This window comes from Enterobacter asburiae, from assembly GCF_007035645.1.
In the GTDB taxonomy this organism is placed as follows: Bacteria; Pseudomonadota; Gammaproteobacteria; order Enterobacterales; family Enterobacteriaceae; genus Enterobacter; species Enterobacter asburiae_B.
Genome location: NZ_AP019632.1, coordinates 4,376,197 through 4,393,678 on the forward strand (window position 1 = coordinate 4,376,197; position 17,482 = coordinate 4,393,678).

Genomic DNA, 17,482 nt, shown 5'->3' on the forward strand with positions numbered 1-17,482 from the left:
GGCTTTGTAAGGTTATGGTTAACCTGCGGCTTTAAAATAACACCCACATAACAGGACAGAAATAAACTCAGTTCAAATTTGAAACACAAATGTTAAGAACTTTGAGCTGGCTCGCACAAGCCAGCAACAAAATTACACTTTTGCGTTATTGTCAGCACCAGAAAGGTATCGTTCTTCAAAGACATCCGAAGGAACAGCAGGGGCAAAAAGGAAGCCTTGTCCGCTCTCCACGCCCGCCTCTGCCAGCCAGGCACGTTGCGCTTCGGTTTCAATCCCCTCGGCAATAAGATGCAGGTTGAGGCTGCGCGCCATCTGGATAATCGCCTGCACCATGCTGCTGTCGCCCGGCAGACCGTCGACAAACGCTTTATCAATTTTGAGCACATCCACCGGAAGGGTTTTCATGTGCTGAAGCTGACGCAGCCCGGCGTATCCCATACCAAAATCGTCCAGCGCAATGCGAATGCCGGCATTACGCAGCGGTTTCAGAATTGCGACTGCCTGATTAGGATCGTCGATGCGTCGGCTCTCCGTCACTTCCAGAGTTAACGTATCAGGCTTGATTCGGTAACGATGGATCAGCTCCAGCATCTCTGAAACCATGGTCGGGTGCATAAGCTGCAGGGCAGACAAATTGACCGACAGCGGCAGCGTCACGCCGCGCTCCTGCCAGGCGGCAAGCTGACGGCAGGACTCCTCCAGCACCCAGTAGCCGACGGTAACCATCAGGCCGCAGGACTCAATGCGCTCAATCAGCCCTTCCGGCAGCTCCCATGAACCATCCGGCTGCTGCACGCGCAGCAGTGCCTCGGCGCTTTTCACTTCTCCCGTCAGCAAATTCACCTGCGGCTGTAGCCAGAGGGCAAACTGGCGGTTATCCAGCGCGGTCAGGATGTCGCTCTCTTCCGTCAGTCGCTGCTGCGCCTTTTCCATCTCTTCCGGCGCGAAGAACTGGATCTGATTTTTGCCTTTGCGCCGGGCGGTGAACGCCGCCGAGAACGCGCGATGATAAAGCTGCTCTGCCGTTAAATCGCCATAGTACATCGCAATACCGATACTGGCGCTTGGACGAAGCTGGATACCCTGAATGGGCAACCGCTCATTAATGACAGTGAGTACTTGCTGACCTAAAGTGATCGCATGCCAGGGTTCTTTTACGCCGTTGGCAATCACCACCAGGTCGTAACCGCTGACCTGGGTCAGCACCATGCGCGGGGCAAGGACAGACTTCACTTTTTCCACCAGGGTCAGCAGCAGCATTTCGCGCTGGCTCTCCCTGAGCACGCCAGCCGTGTCCTGCAGGGTTTCACAGGCGATAACCATCAGCGCCGTGGTTTGCTGACGGGCAACGGTCTGCTCCAGCATCGCCATCAGGAAGGCTTTATTGGGAAGCTCCGACACCGGGAAGCGCGTGGCGCTGCTGTTTAACTCATCCTGCTGGCGCTGAATGCGCTGCTGGTTGAGGTTGTAGCTGCGCACCAGCATGCCTATCTCATCGTCATGATGCAGACGCGGCAGCTCAAGCTGATGCCCCATCTGATCCTGCGGCGCAAGCGTATTCAGCTCGCGGGCGATACGGCGCAGCGGATGAACAATCAGCCGGTTAATGCACCAGGTGAGCGCCACGCTGAGAATAAGCGTCATAAGTAAGCAAGTGGTCACTAACGTAACCACCCAGCTCATGACGAATTTATACATGCGGTAGGAATCCGCCTGTAATACCAGGTAGGCCAGCGGCTGCGGATTGGCAGGGCGTTCAAGCGAATAAACGGGCAGCGAAATCTGCACCGGCAGTTCAAACAGGCGCATCACCATCATCGGGACGGGACGCTCCGGGATAAAGCTCATCCGCAGCGCCTGAAACTGATTGGGCAAGACCACATCGGCGCGGCTAACGACGCCGGCAGGCTGAATGCGTTTTAAAATGGTTTCCGCTTCGGGAATATCCCCTTTCAGGATAGCGGCAGAGAGCGGGCCGCGCACCGATCGCGCGATACTTTCTAACTGCGAAGCCGTGTTATAGCGATTCTGCTGTACGGAATGAAACAGCAAAATTACGCAGAAGAGCAGTACAAACAGCACGGTGACGGCAGAAACCATCGCCATCTGTTTGATTGTTAAGGAACGGCTGACACGCAAAATGACTCTCCACAAAACTCGAAGCGCAGGGCGCGCCAGGGTGTAAACCTGGCGCGCCTGAGTATACCCGATTGCCGCGCTATTAAGAGAGACTTACAAATGGATTAAGGATAATCCGATTACCAGTCCGCGTAAGGGATGAGCGGCTGCGGCGGTAAGTCCATATCGCCCTGCCAGCCTGCAGCAGAGTAACGCACATAGATCAGCGCATGGCTTGGGGTATAGTCTTTCGCTTCCTGAATATCCACGCCCATGCCCACAAACCAGTTGGACGTTACGCGGCGTTCGATAATGGCCCGCGCGGTATAACCCGTGCCTGAGGAGCTGCTGCCCGTTTCCATCACGCCCCGGTCGGTATAGCGGTCTGGCTCATCGGTCGGGATCAGATTCTGGATCGGGTAGCGCAGTTCGTCTTTGGTTTTCGAGTGAGACCAGGACACCGAGCCGCCCAGCTCCCAGGACCAGTTCTCCGTGCGTTTACGCCAGGTCACCGGCAGCGCGAAGGAGACATACTCCTGCGGGCTGTAGTAGCCGCCCTGACCCAGGGTATAACCGCTCAGGTCTTTGTCGTAGTGCCAGAGCATATTGGAGACGCCGACCGTCAGGCGCTCGTTGTTTTTATTAATGAGCTTGTAGTAGTAACCCGTCATCCAGCGGACGCGCCAGTTATCTTCCACATTTTTACCCGTCAGCGTTTCCGCGTTCAGGCTTGACCAGACGCCGTTCGCTTCCCCTTTGTCATAGCTCATGCTTACGCCGCCACCGGTGGCACGTACGCCGCCCCAGGTGGTGCCGGTGTTGGTATCTTTTTGCCCGGCGAACGCCAGCAGGGAGCTGGAGATTGGACGGCGATGGGCGTTAACGGTATAGCCGATGGGGCCCAGATCGCTGCTGTAGCTGATACCGCCCACCACGTCGACGACGTCAAAGCCCATTGGCGTGGTGCCAATATCCATCGCCCAGGTTTTATTCTGCCAGCCGACGGCGACGCTTGCGCCATTGTCGGACTGATGGGTGTTGCCGCTACACGGCGTTTCGTAGCAGGTCCCCCATTTTGGATCGTAGGTCCCGTTATTGTTATCAAATGAACCGGCGTCCATGTTGACCAGATCGCTTCTGAAGAACATGCGTCCGTCAGACAGCGGGGCATCCACCTGCAGCATGGTAGTGTGCGCTTTCAGGTCGGAATAGCCGCCCGTGCCGCTGGAGCCCCAGTAGTCGTGCTGCAGCGTGACGTTAACATCCTGCTGACGGTACAAGTCACCGGCATCACTGCGCACGCCGCGCTTCAGCCAGTCGTCCTTTTCATCGTTACGCGTCAGGCGGGTGAAACTGTCGTTGTCGGCCGGACGCGTCGTGGTGATACCCGTCGACACCATCGCGTCTTTATAGGTTTCCAGCGCCTGCTGAGGCTGACCGTTTTGCGCCTGGAAACGCGCGGCATCACGTAACACCAGCGCGTTTTCCATGGAGCCGGGCTGCGATTTAGCCTGCGGAATGATTTTGTTGAAGGTCTGTTCTGCGGCAGCGGAATCGCCCAGGCCTGCCTGCGCCATCGCGATCCTGCGCTGCATGTTGAGCGACAGCGGCTGGCCGTTTTGCGCGGTGGGCAGTTTCGCCAGCTCTGCGCGCGCGGCATCTTTGTCGCCCTGCACGCTGTAAATCTCGGTCAGGCCGAGGATCGCGTCTTCGTTCTGCGGTTCACGCTGCAGAACGGCGCTGTACGTCGTTTTCGCCGACGCCAGATCGCCACGCTGCTGCGCCCAGTCCGCCAGCGTCAGGTCGATGCGGGTGGAGGTCGGCTGCTGACGCAGAAGGTTTTCCGCCTCCTGCTCTTTGCCGCTGTCGCGCAGACGGTTGGCGGTTTCCAGCACCTGATTGCTTTGCAGGCGGTCGGCAAGCTCCTGAATATTGCCGTTCCACTGGCTGCGCGGCAGCGTGTCCAGATGCGCCAGCGCGGCGCGGTCCTGATCGTTGCCGGAAAGATAGAGCCCGCTGGCGTACACCTGATCCGGGTCGGACGGTTTCTGGCTGGCAAGCTGACGCATCAGGGTATCCGCCTGGCTGCGCTGACCCGCGCTGTAGAGATCGCGCGAGAGACGATAGGTTATCCAAACGTCGCCGGGAGAGAGCGCCAGACGACGGCGCTGAATCTCTGCCGCCTGGGCGTATTTTCCCTGATTTTCCAGCTGTTCTGCCTGAGCGGAGAGCTGCTCGTTGGTCAGACTGCGTTCAATATCATCAATGCTCCGGCGCTGGCTGGCGGAGAGAGACTGGATAAACTGCGAGGCCTTCTCCGGGGACTGCGCGCGGTAAATATTAGCCAGGCCGCGGACCGCATTGCTGTTGCCGCTGTCCATACGCAGCGCCTGGCGATAGTAACGTTCCGCCGCGTCATTATCTTTACGCGCCGCTGCGGCATCGCCCAGCCCCAGCACGGCATAACTGTCGGTATTGTCGATACCGCGCGCCTGCTGATAGTAACGTTCCGCCTGCGCAGGGTTATTCGCCTTCAGGGCCGCATCGCCCTGCTGGATCAGCAGCCAGTAGCGGTTGACCTTCAGCAGACTGTCCCATTTACCCCGGTTATCGCTCTGGGGATCGAGGGCAATCGCCTTTTCAAACTGCGCCACCGCGCGGGCGCGGTCGCCTTTCTGGGAATAAGCCTGGCCAAGGGCACCTACTGCTTCACTGTCGGCATGGTTGGCGCTGACGGCTTTTTGCAGTTCCGCGACCGCCTTACTTCCCTGCCCGGCATCCACCGCCGCCAGCCCTTCCGCTTTCGCGCGGAACGCCGGGTCAGCGAGCTGTTTTTGCTGTTCTTCGAGCTGGGCACGCGCCGCCGCGACGCTATCGCCGTCACTGAATACGCTCAGGTATTTTTGCAGCGCGCTGACGCTGGCGCTGCTGGCAGGCTGGCCTTTGATTTGGTCATACCACATATCAGACGCCTGGCTGCGCCCGTTGGTCGATTTAGCCATATCCTGCAATACCGCAAAGCCTTCGTCACGGCGTCCGCTCTGGAACAAAAGCTGGGACAGCGTCGCCTGCAGCTGTGTATTTCCGGGGCTGCTGGTGTTGATTTTCTTGAGCTGGTTAATGGCCGCATTCCGGCGAGCAGGATCTTTGGCGACCACATTCCAGTATTCCGTCGCCACGTCGCCGCCCGGCGGGTTGCCGTCAAACAGCTTGTCATAGGCTGCAATCGCCTCCTGCGTGTGTCCCGTGGTGGCGAGCAAACGCGCCTGCTGGAGCTGCTGGCGGCCATCCGGCGTGGACAGCAGCATCGTGTTGCGTGATGACTGGTATGCACTCGAGCCCGGCGCGATCCCTTTCAGACGATCCAGCTCTTTTTGCGCACCGGCGTTATCGCCCTGGCGCAGCAGGTAGCGAAAGCGTGCGGCAATGACGTCAGGGTTGTTCGGGTCAATCAGCTCAAGACGGTAAAGCGACTGACGAACCAAATCCTCACGCTGTGTCGATTCGCCCAGCCGAACCTGTTCCAGCAGCTGTTTCTGCTGCGGAGAGTTGGCGGCCTCAGCCATCGGCATCAGTGCCAGGCCAAGCGATAAAGTGAGTAGATTTACTGTGAACTTGCGCATTCCTGGCCCCAATCCGGTATTAATTCACCTTTTGCGGTGAAGCGAAAACGATGCTGATCCCATCCTTGCCCAAAGAGAGTCAGCACGTAGCTGTAATAGGCATTGTTATCGGGAAAATGGTCCGCAACGCGCTGGCGCTGAACCGCCTGGGCATCACGTTGTTGTAAAAACGGCAGCATGGCGGCAGAGAACCCGACCGGGCCATTCCCGGTGCGTTTACCCGTCGCCACATCCACTTTCTCCGGCGGCACACCCCGTTTCATTGTCTTTGCCGCCATCGGCTGGAAGCGCGTCAGCAGCCGGGCTTTCTGAGGATCTTTATCACTCATCATTCCCACCCAGAGATAAACGCGGATGGCGTCGTAGCCGCCCACCAGCGATTTATCCTGCTGTAACCGCCAGCCTTTGTTTTTCTGATACTGAACCCAGTCCGGCGAAAACCCTTTCGGCGCGCTCTCCAGCAGCAGACGCTGATTGGTTTCACGAAGCTGGGTCCACGGGGGACCAAAGCGCGTGAAATAACTCGCTAACTGCGGAGGAAGATAGCTGGGGTTAAAACGCCAGACGTTTTCATCGGCAAAACCGACTTTACCTGGAAGCAGCATTGCGCCGAGCCCCGGCACTTTCACCACTTCCTCACTGACAATGCGTTTTAGCAGCGCCTTACCCGTGCGGGTATAGTCCGGATGTTTCCACAACCGGCCCGCTTCGAGCAGAGACCAGGCGATCCAGACATCGGCGTCAGAGGCGGAGTTGGTATCAATCACCGCCCACGTCTCTTTATCTTTCTGGCCCCATAGCCAGGCGGGCAGATGGTCGTTGAGATTGCCGCTGGCAAGATTATCGCGCGTCCAGGTCAGCAGCTGGTCAAACGCGCTGCGATCGTTCGCCGCAAGGGCAAAGAACAAGGCGTAGCTTTGCCCTTCCGAGGTCGTAATTTTGCGCGTGTCGCTGGGATCAACGACACGCCCGCCCTCACTGATGTAATCCTTTTTAAACTGCTCCCAGGCAGGCCAGGTACAGGCGGCGCGAAGAGGAAGCGCCGCCAGCATCAACGCTGCTAATGCACACCAGCGAAAGGCTTTCATCACATCTTACTCATCCGGGTTCAGGCGACGACGGCTGATGATACGCAGCAGACGCCACAGCACCCATGCCAGCAAGACCACGCTGACCGCCGCCAGGATGGCGAGCAGAACCGGATGGTTAGCCAGCGCATACCACAGGCGTTCGAACCACGGCAGATGGCCCACGTAGTACACGTCGCCCACGCGCAGGCTATTGACGCCGGACTCACGGATCACCGACACGGATCCAAACATCGCGGCACGTTTACCGCTGTCGTTCATGGCCGTATTGAGCAGTTCATACCCGCGCGGGCTGTCCGCCAGGAGAGCCACCACGCTACGCTGTTCGTTGTAAGGTGACTGGAAGCCCACCACCGCGGCCATTGCCCCCGGAGACGTTACGGTCGTCTGCGCGCTGGCCTGACGGTCGTTCATATCCGGCATAATGCTCGGGAACTCGGTCTGACGCAGCGGCGTGTTAACCCAGGACTGGGCCGCTTTCACCAGCAGATCGATACGTTTGTCATCCTTCAGCTTATCCGGAATAGTGCCGATCACCATGATGTCAGCATCTTTGTTCTGGATCTGGCTGCCATCGTCCGTCAACGTGACGTTAATCGCCGGTAATCCCGTCTGTCCCCCAACGGTCGCCATGGTATCCAGCAGGGTCGTGACCTGCCCTTCGCTTGGCGCTTTTGGCATCACAACGATGGACTCAGAAAGATCGGCCATGCGGCTGAACGGGAAGCCCGCGTTAGCAAAGGCGCGCAGATCCGGCATCGCCAGGAAGTGATAGTACTTCGAGAAGTCGATGGTCGACTCATCGCCAATCACGACGTGGTTCTGTACGGGCTGGAAGGTGATGCAGTTTTCCGCCGAGCCGCCAGGCATCGGGTTCATGTACTGGAAGTCAAAGCGCAGCTGGTTTATCGCACCCAGCTTCAGTGCCGGGATGGAGACATCCGTTTTACCGTCCAGCAGCCCCTGCAACACCGGCAGGCGAAGCATCAGGCGGTTAGTATCCTGCGTGCTTTGCAGGCTGAACGATTGCAGGAACTGGTTGTTCAGGCTGATATCCATGCGCGAGCTGTCTTTGGTCGCTGGCGCGGTATAACGGTAGTTCAGATTGATATCAATGCCGTTGGTACGCAGCAGATACAGATCCGGCGGCAGATTCAGTGACAGGCTAATCGGCGCTGGCTCAAGCCCCGTCGCCTGCAGCTGTTCTTCATAGGTTTTCAGTTCGCCAAATGTCACCGCACGGTCGGTACGCACCCAGTTTGGCGCATCATAAGGTTTACGCGCCAGCAGCGGTTTGACCTCATCCACTACAACGCTGTTGCCACGGAAAAGGACGTTGCCCTGGGCAATCGCTTTTGCGGCCTGCACCAGATCTTTATCATCACGGCCAAACACCACCAGCAGCTTCACGTACGGGTTTTCCGGGTGGCTTATCATCTCAACGGTCGGCGCTTTGACGTCCGGATGATCGCGCAGGAAGGCCGGGCGTTTCGCGTTGGTCGCAAACACAATGGCATTTCTGTCCGGCAGTTTGTCATACATCGCCGGGAAGCTCTGTCCACGCCAGCCAGCACGTGAACCAAACCAGGACGCCACAATGGTGGCCGCCAGCTGCTCGGTCACGTCCGGGGATGATGCAAACACCATCGGCAGCGTGAGCGGACGGTTATCACGCGGATCGAAGAACGGAACCGGGAATGCCGAGAGATCGTTTTTCAGCGCCAGCGACTGGTAGGTCATCTGCAGCGAGGAGTTACGCCCGACGTCCATCCACAGCGTGTTGCTGGCAGGGTTTTCGCAGACATCGCGGTAGTGGCCGACAAATTCCAGACGGATACGGTTAAAGTCGGTGATGAACAGCGGGTTGATCGGCACCTGCGCCTGGGTTTTCTTGCCCAGCTGCTCTTTGGTGACCGGCAGTACGTCCATCAGCTCATCATTCAGGTAGACCTTCAGCTGAGACTGCGTCGGCAGCAGAGACGGAGATGGCGTGTATTCCAGGTTCAGCACCGCATTAGAAACGACCTCATCGCTGCGCATGCCAAACTCAATGCCGCCGTTAGGGTTGATGCCGCGCAGCACCATACTGCCCGGAGGCGGTGCAATTTGCGCGAAGGTCAGCTTCACGTCCCGCGACGGCGCATTGTCCGCAACGACGGGCGCATTCGCCCCCCGGACGCCCGGCATCACCTGCCCGATGACCTGGCCGTCTGCCGGCAGGGTGTTCCCCTCCGTTGGCTGGTTCGGCATGATATTTTCTGTTTGACCAGGTGCCGCGGTGACAACCGGATCGGTTGCTTGCGCGACGACAGGTACCGTTGGCGCAGGCGTTGCCGCTGCGTTACCAGGAGCTGCGTTAGCCATTGTTGCGGGGAGGACATTCATCCCCATTGCCACTGCACATAACCAGGAAAGTTTTGTTTTCATCGCGTTATCATCATTGTTGAGCCATAACCGGGTCCGCCTGCTTCGCCTCATCCCGCTCAGGACGACGAGGAATGAACGACACGACCCAGGAAACCAGCGAAGTAAGTGACCGGAAAATTAATTTCACCGACGACGGGGCGAATTCTGCAAGGTGACGATAGCCACGGAACCCCAGCTTCAGAATATCCAGCAGGCTTTCCAGAGGTTTATCTTCCGGGAAGCTGTCCTGCCAGAGAGCCCACGTATCCGCGCGGGCAAACGTACACTGCACAAAATCGATATGTTGCTTTTTGGTCAACGGCATCAGCTGCAAACCGACTTCATTGCCCGCCACGCGCACAACCTGCGTCGGGAAGACATACTCCTGCTGGCCGCGCTTAAGCAGCAGGTTAACTTTCTGGCCTTCCAGCACCTTCGCCTGGCCGTTGATTTTGATCCCCAGACCACCGTCAGAGAAGTCGTGCACGGTACAGGAGAAGAGGTGGCCATCTTCACGGGCGATCGCCGCAGGCATGCAGATTTCAACGCGATGCGCACGACGAACCTGCTTGCTCTCCACCGACACCGCCACCGCGCCGCCGAGGATAATCAGGTTGTAGAAGACCCAGGCCATACTCACAAAGACGGTCAGGATTTCGTTTTCCGGGCCGTAGAAGTAACGCCAGATACCGGCGATGACGCCAACGATATTCAGCAATACCAGGAAGATATACGGACGGGAGATCACCCAGTCGACGTACTCTTCTTCCACCAGGCCGCCCTTGGCGGTGACGTTAAATTTCCCTTTGTGCGGGTTAATCAGCGCCACCATCGTCGGCGGTGCGATATACCAGGCCAGCACCGTTTCGTAGATTTCACTCCAGAAGGAATGGCGGTATTTACCCTGTATCTTCGAGTTCGTCAGGCTCGCGTGGATCATGTGCGGCAGAACAAACAGCGCAATCATCAGCGCCGGGGCGTAAATGATATAAGCGTGAAGGAGCAGGAACGCCAGCGGCGCGGTCAGGAAGATCAGCCGCGGGATACCGGATAAGAAGTGGAACATGGCGTTGACGTAGCAGAGACGTTGCGCCAGCTTGAGCCCTTTACCAATCAGTGGGTTATCGAGACGGAAAATCTGCACCATGCCGCGCGCCCAGCGAATACGCTGACCAATGTGCGCCGACAGTGACTCCGTTGCCAGACCGGCAGCCTGCGGAATACGCATATACGCAGAGGTATAGCCACGACGGTGCAGGCGCAGAGAGGTGTGCGCATCTTCAGTGACCGTTTCGACGGCGATACCGCCAATTTCATCCAGCGGCTTACGGCGGATAACCGCACAGGAGCCGCAGAAGAAGGTGGCATCCCACATGTCGTTTCCGTCCTGCACCAGGCCATAAAACAGGGTGCCTTCGTTCGGGGTTTTGCGGAAGCGGCCAAGGTTACGTTCAAACGGATCCGGCGAGAAGAAGTGGTGCGGCGTCTGCATCATGGCCAGCTCTTTCTCCTTCAGGAACCAGCCCATGGTCATCTGCAGGAACGAGCGCGTCGGCACGTGGTCGCAGTCAAAGATCGAGACAAACTCCCCTGTGGCATACTTCAACGCGTTGTTGATGTTCCCGGCTTTCGCATGTTCGTGAGTCGGTCGGGCGATGTACTCGACGCCAACCTCCTCTGCGAACTGGCGGAACGCCGGACGGTTGCCGTCATCCAGGATCCAGACCTTGAGCTTGTCTTTCGGCCAGTCGATGCCCAGCGCGGCATAAATGGTGTTTTTCACCACGCTCAGATCTTCGTTGTAGGTCGGTACAAAGAGATCAACAGACGGCCACTGCGCGGTGTCTTTTGGCAGCGGAACCGGCTGGCGGTTGAGCGGCCAAATGACCTGGAAATAGCCCAGTACCAGCACGATCCAGGCGTAGGTTTCGGCAAACAACAGCACCAGGCCGCACACCAGGCTGACCGGATCGTCCCAGTTCAGGGTTGAGGTATAACGCCACCAGATGTAGCGACAGGAGACGGTCAACGACAGCACAATCAGCATCAGCGCCGAGAAGCGGCCCGGAATACGGCGGACCAGCAGCGCCACACCCCACAGCAGGATCAGGAAGGTGAACTGCGCCAGAGGGTTGAAAGGCTGCGTAATACAGACCAGCGCCAGAATGAGCGAGAACACGACGATCACGCCGAGGATAAAACGCCGCAGGCCCGGATGCAGATGCCCGAGCTCTTTATGGTTATCCAGATGGCTGGTCTTATCGCTTACGCTGTTGGGCAGTCTGTCCAGCCACTGGTGGTAGCGCTCACGTAACTGCTGGACGCGGGAGAAGCTGCGCCAGTGCGGCGTTATTTTCTCTGAGCGGGATGACGTGACCACCAGCCAGATGGCCTGAATGAGATATCGCGCCGGATCCAAAGGACGCGGCCGGTTGGGATTAATGTGCGGATATAGCTCACTGTGCCGGGCACGTATGCGCTGCCAGCGCGGGTGTTCGAGTGGAATAAACATCCAGGCCAGAATCATCCAGAAGCAGCCGAGCGCGGCGCTAAATGCCGAAGCACCGTGCCGGCGGAAATGCCGGTAATGTTCGCTCAAACGCGAACTGACCGGTGGGATGAGTAACCAGCTGGCGAGACGACTCATACAGAACTCCCTGCATGCTCCGCCCTGTTGGCGAAGTTCAGCAGACACCAGTTAGCCAGCGTCAGGATCTCTTCTGCCGCCAGTGAATCGCTGCGGTATTCGCCGAGCGGTTGCTTAGACGCAAGGCATTCCGCCATCCCCTCATCACGATGGATGACAATGGGAAGCAGACGGCGCTGGCTTTGCAGCCAGACCTGATACAGGTCGTCCTGGATCTGGCTGCCAATGCGCAAATCGTTAATCAGAAGGTGAGCGTTCTGAGGCAGCCCCTGCTGATGCAGGCGGATATGGCAGTTCGCATCGACGTTGACGATGGAAAGTATATGATCGCATTGGGCGATTAGCTGTCGGGTGAGCGTGCCGGCGCCGTGCGGCAGATCCAGCAGGATCCACTTGTAGTGCCCCTTTTCTTTCAGGGTTTGCAGCGCCAGCGTGAACTGCGAAAACAGGCGCTGATACGCGGCTTCATTCTCGCGCTCCGTGGTGGTCAGTTGCCCAAACGGCAGCAGATCGAGCTGGGAGGTATAGCGCATCCCTGCATCCTGCCAGTCTTTATCATCAAGCAGCGCGCGGGCCCAGCCCTCTTCACGAGAAAAGTCGACGTTAAACGACATACGCAACAAATTATCGGAGCAGGCGTCAATAACCAGCACCGATTCACCTAAAAGCTGTAATGACCACGCCAGCGCCGCGGTAACTGATGTGGTACCCACACCGCCACGGACACCCTGTAATCCGAGTATGGCCATCAATGGCTCCCTTATTGTTGATGGGCGAATTCAGCTAATAACGGCCAGCGTTTAATAGCCGCGGCCAACTGTTCCCGCTGGGAAATATCGGTGTAATCTATTTCAGGTAAAGAAAAGGCCTGCGTCAGCGCCAGAAAATCGTTTTGGAATGTGTAACCCAGAGTCGAGTCGACTGGGGTTCCAGGTTCGTTATTATCCATTCTTTTTCCATCCCTTTAAGGAAAATCGCACGCTAAAGAAGTTGCGGGGCTTCCTGCCCTGACAAATTTCATTTACATGCTAAATCTGATGTTCTTTAATTTCAATGTTAGGTTTATTTCTACGCTTTCGCTAGTAAACTGAGATACAGATAAATTAGACGAAAAGAGGGACACCGTGGACTCCATATTTTCTATTGGCATCCAGTCATTATGGGACGAATTGAGCCACATGCCAGTCGGAGGAGTCTGGTGGATTAATACGGACCGTAATGAAGATGCTATCAGTCTGGTAAACCAGACAATTGCTGCTCAGGATAAGGATTCCCGCGTGGCCGTCATTAGCATGGGCGAAGAGCCGAAGAAAATTATTACGCTTGAAAGTGGTCGCGGCCCCCAGACGGTGCGATTATTTTCCATGACATCGGAAGCCGATAGTCTATACTTTTTGTCCCGCGACGTTCAGTGCTCTATTGATCCGGATCACTATTTAGTGATTCTGAAATGCGCAAATAACGTCCTGCAAAATATGCCTGCTGAAAAACTGCTGCCCTGGCTGGAAAAAATCAATAAATGGGCAAAATTTCAAAATTGCACGCTATTGATAGTCAATCCCGGCAGTAATAATGACAAGCTGTTCTCACTTTTAATGGGCGAATATCGCTCCCTGTTCGGTCTGGCAAGCGTTCGTGACCAGGCAGGCAGCTATCTCTACGATATTGCATTCTGGTGTAATGAAAAAGGCGTGAGCGCCAGGCAACAGCTTACGCTGAAACATATTGAGGGCGAGTGGCACCTGGCGCAGCAGGAAGAAACCGTGGTGCAGCCGCGCAGTGATGAAAAACGCATCCTGAGCCATATCGCGGTTTTAGAGGGGGCACCCGCCCTGTCGGAAAACTGGACATTGTTTGATTCTAACGAAGCCCTTTTCCATGAAGCCCGCACAACCCAGGCGGCAACCCTTATTTTCTCGCTGATGCAGAATAACCAGATTGAGACGCTGGCACGACAAATCCACACCTTACGCCGCCAGCGCGGCAGTGCGTTGAAAATCATCGTGCGCGAAAATAATACCAGCCTGCGCGCCACCGATGAGCGCCTGCTTCTCGGCTGCGGCGCCAATATGGTTATTCCATGGAATGCGCCGTTGTCACGCTGCCTGACGCTTATCGAAAGCGTTCAGGGCCAGCAGTTTAGCCGCCATGTGCCGGAAGATATTTCCACGCTGCTCTCCATGACGCAGCCGATGAAGCTGCGTGGATACCAAAAATGGGATACCTTCTGCGACGCCGTCGGCAACATGATGAACAACACGCTTCTTCCTGCTGACGGAAAAGGGGTCATGGTTGCTCTGCGTCCTGTACCGGGTATTCGCGTTGAACAGGCTCTCACCTTATGTCGCCCGAACCGTACAGGGGACATCATGACCATTGGCGACAATCGCCTGGTGCTGTTTTTGTCCTTCTGCCGGGTAAACGATCTCGATACGGCGCTTAACCACATCTTCCCTCTGCCTACAGGGGATATTTTCTCGAACCGTATGATTTGGTTCGAAGATAATACGATTAGCGCGGAGCTGGTGCAGATGCGTGCGCTCCAGCCTGAACAATGGGTTAAGCCGCTCGCTATCAAGAGCGATGCCAAACCGATCCTCAATGCCAGACATGATGGACACGTCTGGCGTCGGGTTCCGGAGCCCCTTCGCTTATTAACAGACAACGCGGAGAACGCATCATCATGAACATCAGCGATATCATTCAACTGGTTATATTCTGTGCGCTGATCTTTTTCCCGCTTGGCTACTATGCGCGCCATTCCATCCGCCGTATCCGTGATACGGCCAGAGTGCTGTTTATTAAACCTCGCTATGTAAAACCAGCCGGAACACTGACACGGGCATCACACGTCAAGGCAGACCGAAAACATGACTAATTCTACCTATACCGCTTCGTCACCCTCGCCGCTCTGGCAATACTGGCGCGGCCTTTCCGGCTGGAACTTCTACTTTCTGGTGAAGTTTGGCCTGCTGTGGGCAGGCTATCTGAATTTCCATCCCCTTCTCAACCTCGTGTTTATGGCCTTCCTGCTGATGCCGCTGCCGAATATCAGGTTACATCGCTTGCGCCACTGGGTCGCTATACCTGTCGGCTTTGCGCTGTTCTGGCATGATACCTGGCTACCGGGGCCGGACAGCATTATGAGCCAGGGGTCGCAGGTGGCGGGCTTTAGCGCCAGCTATGTCCTCGATCTGACCGAGCGCTTTATTAACTGGCAGATGATTGGCGCGGTATTTGTGCTGCTGGTTGCCTGGCTGTTCCTGTCACAGTGGATCCGCGTCACGGTATTTGTCGTCGCGATTATGATCTGGCTTAACGTGCTGACGCTGGCTGGGCCGAACTTTTCGCTGTGGCCTGCCGGTCAACCGACCACCACGGTGACCACCACAGGGGGAAGCGCGGCGGCAACCGTCACAACGGCAGGCGATACGCCTGTGGTGGGTGATATCCCAACCCAGACCGCACCGCCGACCTCTACCAACCTGAACGCCTGGCTCTCCAGTTTCTATACCGCGGAAGACAAGCGACAGACTAAATTCCCGGATGCGCTGCCGGCGGATGCTCAGCCGTTTGAACTGCTGGTGATCAACATCTGTTCTCTCTCCTGGGCCGACGTGGACGCCGCCGGTTTGATGTCTCATCCGCTGTGGTCACACTTCGATATTCAGTTTAAAGATTTCAACTCTGCCACCTCGTACAGCGGCCCGGCGGCGATCCGCCTGCTGCGTGCAAGCTGCGGTCAGACATCGCATAAAAACCTGTATCAACCCGCCGGCAACCAGTGTTATCTGTTCGATAACCTCGCAAAGCTGGGCTTTACGCAGCACCTGATGCTGGGGCATAACGGCCAGTTCGGTAACTTCCTGAAAGAGGTGCGCGAACAGGGCGGCATGCAGGCACCGCTGATGGATCAAACCGGTCTTCCCGTCTCTCTGCTGGGCTTCGACGGCTCGCCAGTTTATGACGATACTGCCGTCCTGCAGCGCTGGCTGCAGACCATCGAAAAAGACAGTAATCCGCGCAGCGCGACGTTCTTTAACACCCTGCCGCTCCACGACGGTAACCATTTCCCGGGCGTGAGCAAAACGGCTGATTATAAAGTGCGTGCACAGAAGTTCTTTGACGAGCTGGACGCGTTCTTCACGGAGCTGGAAAAATCGGGCCGTAAAGTGATGGTGGTTGTGGTACCTGAGCACGGTGGTGCGCTGAAAGGTGACAGAATGCAGGTGTCGGGTCTGCGTGATATCCCAAGCCCGTCCATCACTAACGTGCCTGCAGGCATTAAATTCTTTGGGATGAAGGCACCGCATCAGGGCGCACCGATTGAGATTACACAGCCAACCAGCTATCTGGCGATCTCAGAGCTGGTTGCCCGCGCCGTTGACGGGAAGCTGTTTGTGGAGGATAGCGTGAACTGGGATCAGCTCACCAGTAACCTGCCGCAAACGGCAGAAGTCTCAGAAAACGCTAACGCGGTCGTCATTCAATATCAAAACAAACCTTACGTTCGCCTGAACGGCGGGGATTGGGTACCGTATCCGCAGTAACACGGTATGACGTCCCTCTCCCCATCGGGGAGAGGGATAATGTCGACATTATTGCTGGGCGATCCACACCAGCATTTTCAGACTTGCCGAATAGTAGTCGTCTTTAGAGGTGATTTCGGGTTCACCGGAAGACTGCCCCATCGTGAAATCACGTACGGCCAGCAGGCCGCCTTCCATCATGTAGGGCGCATATTCGTTGGTCGCGACGTTAACCCAGGCGGGCGTTTGTTCCCGGGGGAACTGACCGAACCAGGCCTTCCACGGCGTCAGCAGCGGGCTTTGCTTATCAGACCAGGCAACGTACAGCGGAACACGAATCGCGTCATAGCTCATTCGCGGCGGCCAGCCTTTAGCAGGAGCCAGCTTGCCACCTGATGCCAGTGAAACCCAGTCAGTGGGTAGATTCGCTTTACCCGAACCCATTTTACCCAGCAGGCGTTTCCCGTCCTTAATCAAATCGCGCCAGACCGGCAAATGACTGCGTCTGGAGAAGGCCTGCCAGGCCGGAAACACGAAATAGGAAGGATTAAGGACCACTTCACCCTCAAGCTTAAACCCCTGGACGCCGGGCAGCATCACGCGGTAACCGGCATAGCGGATCACGCTGTGGTCAATCAGTGCTTTGGTAATTGCATCCGATGCAGCGCTGTAGCGCTTGTCATGCCAGCGGGCGTCGGCTTTCAGCAACGCCCAGGAAATCAGCACGTCGCCATCTGCAGCGTTGTTTTTGTCGGCGACCGGGTTGGACTCTGCGGGGTTATAGCGCCAGTAAAACAGACCATTTTCTTTGTTCTTTAGCCGACTGTCTGTCCATTGCCAGAGCTTATCGAACGTGGCTTTATCGTCGTTGGCCACCGCCATCAGCATGGCAAAACCCTGACCTTCCGTATGCGACACGCCGCCATTACCGGTATCAACAATACGGCCTTCCGGTTTGAAAAAGCGGGCCTTGTAACTCTCCCAGGCCCGATCCGCATGAGAGAGAGGCGAAAACAGCACACTCATCATGACGGCCAGCGTTGCGCAGACGGGTTTTCGCATAATTAACTC

The 17,482-nt window shown here is 56.8% G+C and carries 11 protein-coding genes; 3 read left to right on the forward strand and 8 right to left on the reverse strand.

Features of this window, described 5'->3' with window-relative positions:
- Window positions 1-132: 132 nt before the first annotated feature.
- The 7 genes from hmsP to bcsR all read right to left on the reverse strand — a co-directional run bounded on the left by hmsP (window position 133) and on the right by bcsR (window position 12,831).
- The gene (gene hmsP, locus FOY96_RS21000; RefSeq protein WP_064673669.1) at window positions 133-2,139 is read right to left on the reverse strand and encodes a biofilm formation regulator HmsP; all 2,007 of its coding nucleotides are present in this window, start codon (window positions 2,137-2,139) and stop codon (window positions 133-135) included.
- Between the two features lie 119 nt (window positions 2,140-2,258).
- Window positions 2,259-5,741, reverse strand: coding sequence for a cellulose synthase complex outer membrane protein BcsC (gene bcsC / locus FOY96_RS21005; RefSeq protein ID WP_143347683.1), 3,483 nt, complete (start codon window positions 5,739-5,741; stop codon window positions 2,259-2,261).
- Window positions 5,723-6,829, reverse strand: coding sequence for a cellulose synthase complex periplasmic endoglucanase BcsZ (bcsZ, locus tag FOY96_RS21010; protein WP_033146873.1), 1,107 nt, complete (start codon window positions 6,827-6,829; stop codon window positions 5,723-5,725). Before bcsZ ends, bcsC begins: the two co-directional genes overlap by 19 nt.
- Before the next feature lie 6 nt (window positions 6,830-6,835).
- Entirely contained in the window at window positions 6,836-9,256 is a 2,421-nt protein-coding gene (bcsB, locus tag FOY96_RS21015) for a cellulose biosynthesis cyclic di-GMP-binding regulatory protein BcsB (RefSeq protein ID WP_143347684.1), read from the reverse strand.
- 10 nt (window positions 9,257-9,266) lie between these two features.
- Window positions 9,267-11,882: a UDP-forming cellulose synthase catalytic subunit gene (gene bcsA / locus FOY96_RS21020; RefSeq protein ID WP_029740462.1), complete on the reverse strand. Its 2,616-nt coding sequence runs from the start codon at window positions 11,880-11,882 to the stop codon at window positions 9,267-9,269.
- Window positions 11,879-12,631, reverse strand: coding sequence for a cellulose biosynthesis protein BcsQ (gene bcsQ / locus FOY96_RS21025; RefSeq protein WP_143347685.1), 753 nt, complete (start codon window positions 12,629-12,631; stop codon window positions 11,879-11,881). The genes bcsA and bcsQ overlap by 4 nt, the downstream gene beginning before the upstream one ends.
- An 11-nt stretch (window positions 12,632-12,642) precedes the next feature.
- The gene (bcsR, locus tag FOY96_RS21030) at window positions 12,643-12,831 is read right to left on the reverse strand and encodes a cellulose biosynthesis protein BcsR (protein ID WP_008503237.1); all 189 of its coding nucleotides are present in this window, start codon (window positions 12,829-12,831) and stop codon (window positions 12,643-12,645) included.
- 175 nt (window positions 12,832-13,006) lie between these two features.
- Here bcsR and bcsE point away from each other — a divergent pair, with 175 nt between their 5' ends.
- Genes bcsE through bcsG form a run of 3 tightly spaced genes read left to right on the forward strand, consistent with a single transcriptional unit; the run spans window position 13,007 to window position 16,432 of the window.
- A complete protein-coding gene (gene bcsE / locus FOY96_RS21035) occupies window positions 13,007-14,569 on the forward strand; it encodes a cellulose biosynthesis c-di-GMP-binding protein BcsE (protein ID WP_143347686.1) in 1,563 nt (520 codons plus the stop codon).
- Window positions 14,563-14,760 (forward strand): cellulose biosynthesis protein BcsF, encoded by a 198-nt coding sequence (gene bcsF, locus FOY96_RS21040; RefSeq protein ID WP_024908822.1) that lies wholly within the window; start codon window positions 14,563-14,565, stop codon window positions 14,758-14,760. Before bcsE ends, bcsF begins: the two co-directional genes overlap by 7 nt.
- Window positions 14,753-16,432 carry a cellulose biosynthesis protein BcsG gene (gene bcsG, locus FOY96_RS21045; RefSeq protein ID WP_033146878.1) on the forward strand — a complete coding sequence of 560 codons (1,680 nt, stop codon included), beginning with the start codon at window positions 14,753-14,755 and terminating at the stop codon, window positions 16,430-16,432. Before bcsF ends, bcsG begins: the two co-directional genes overlap by 8 nt.
- A 48-nt stretch (window positions 16,433-16,480) precedes the next feature.
- Here the strand turns inward: bcsG and FOY96_RS21050 are convergent, their stop codons facing one another.
- Window positions 16,481-17,473, reverse strand: coding sequence for a family 8 glycosyl hydrolase (locus tag FOY96_RS21050; protein WP_143347687.1), 993 nt, complete (start codon window positions 17,471-17,473; stop codon window positions 16,481-16,483).
- Window positions 17,474-17,482 lie beyond the last annotated feature (9 nt).

What these genes read in the sequence shown, in the direction of transcription:
- bcsC (WP_143347683.1), bottom strand. Translation starts at nt 5,741, where the DNA reads ATGCGCAAGTTCACAGTAAATCTACTCACTTTATCGCTTGGCCTGGCA.
- bcsQ (WP_143347685.1), bottom strand. Translation starts at nt 12,631, where the DNA reads ATGGCCATACTCGGATTACAGGGTGTCCGTGGCGGTGTGGGTACCACA.
- bcsZ (WP_033146873.1), bottom strand. Translation starts at nt 6,829, where the DNA reads ATGAAAGCCTTTCGCTGGTGTGCATTAGCAGCGTTGATGCTGGCGGCG.
- FOY96_RS21050 (WP_143347687.1), bottom strand. Translation starts at nt 17,473, where the DNA reads ATGCGAAAACCCGTCTGCGCAACGCTGGCCGTCATGATGAGTGTGCTG.
- bcsB (WP_143347684.1), bottom strand. Translation starts at nt 9,256, where the DNA reads ATGAAAACAAAACTTTCCTGGTTATGTGCAGTGGCAATGGGGATGAAT.
- bcsR (WP_008503237.1), bottom strand. Translation starts at nt 12,831, where the DNA reads ATGGATAATAACGAACCTGGAACCCCAGTCGACTCGACTCTGGGTTAC.
- bcsG (WP_033146878.1), top strand. Translation starts at nt 14,753, where the DNA reads ATGACTAATTCTACCTATACCGCTTCGTCACCCTCGCCGCTCTGGCAA.
- bcsA (WP_029740462.1), bottom strand. Translation starts at nt 11,882, where the DNA reads ATGAGTCGTCTCGCCAGCTGGTTACTCATCCCACCGGTCAGTTCGCGT.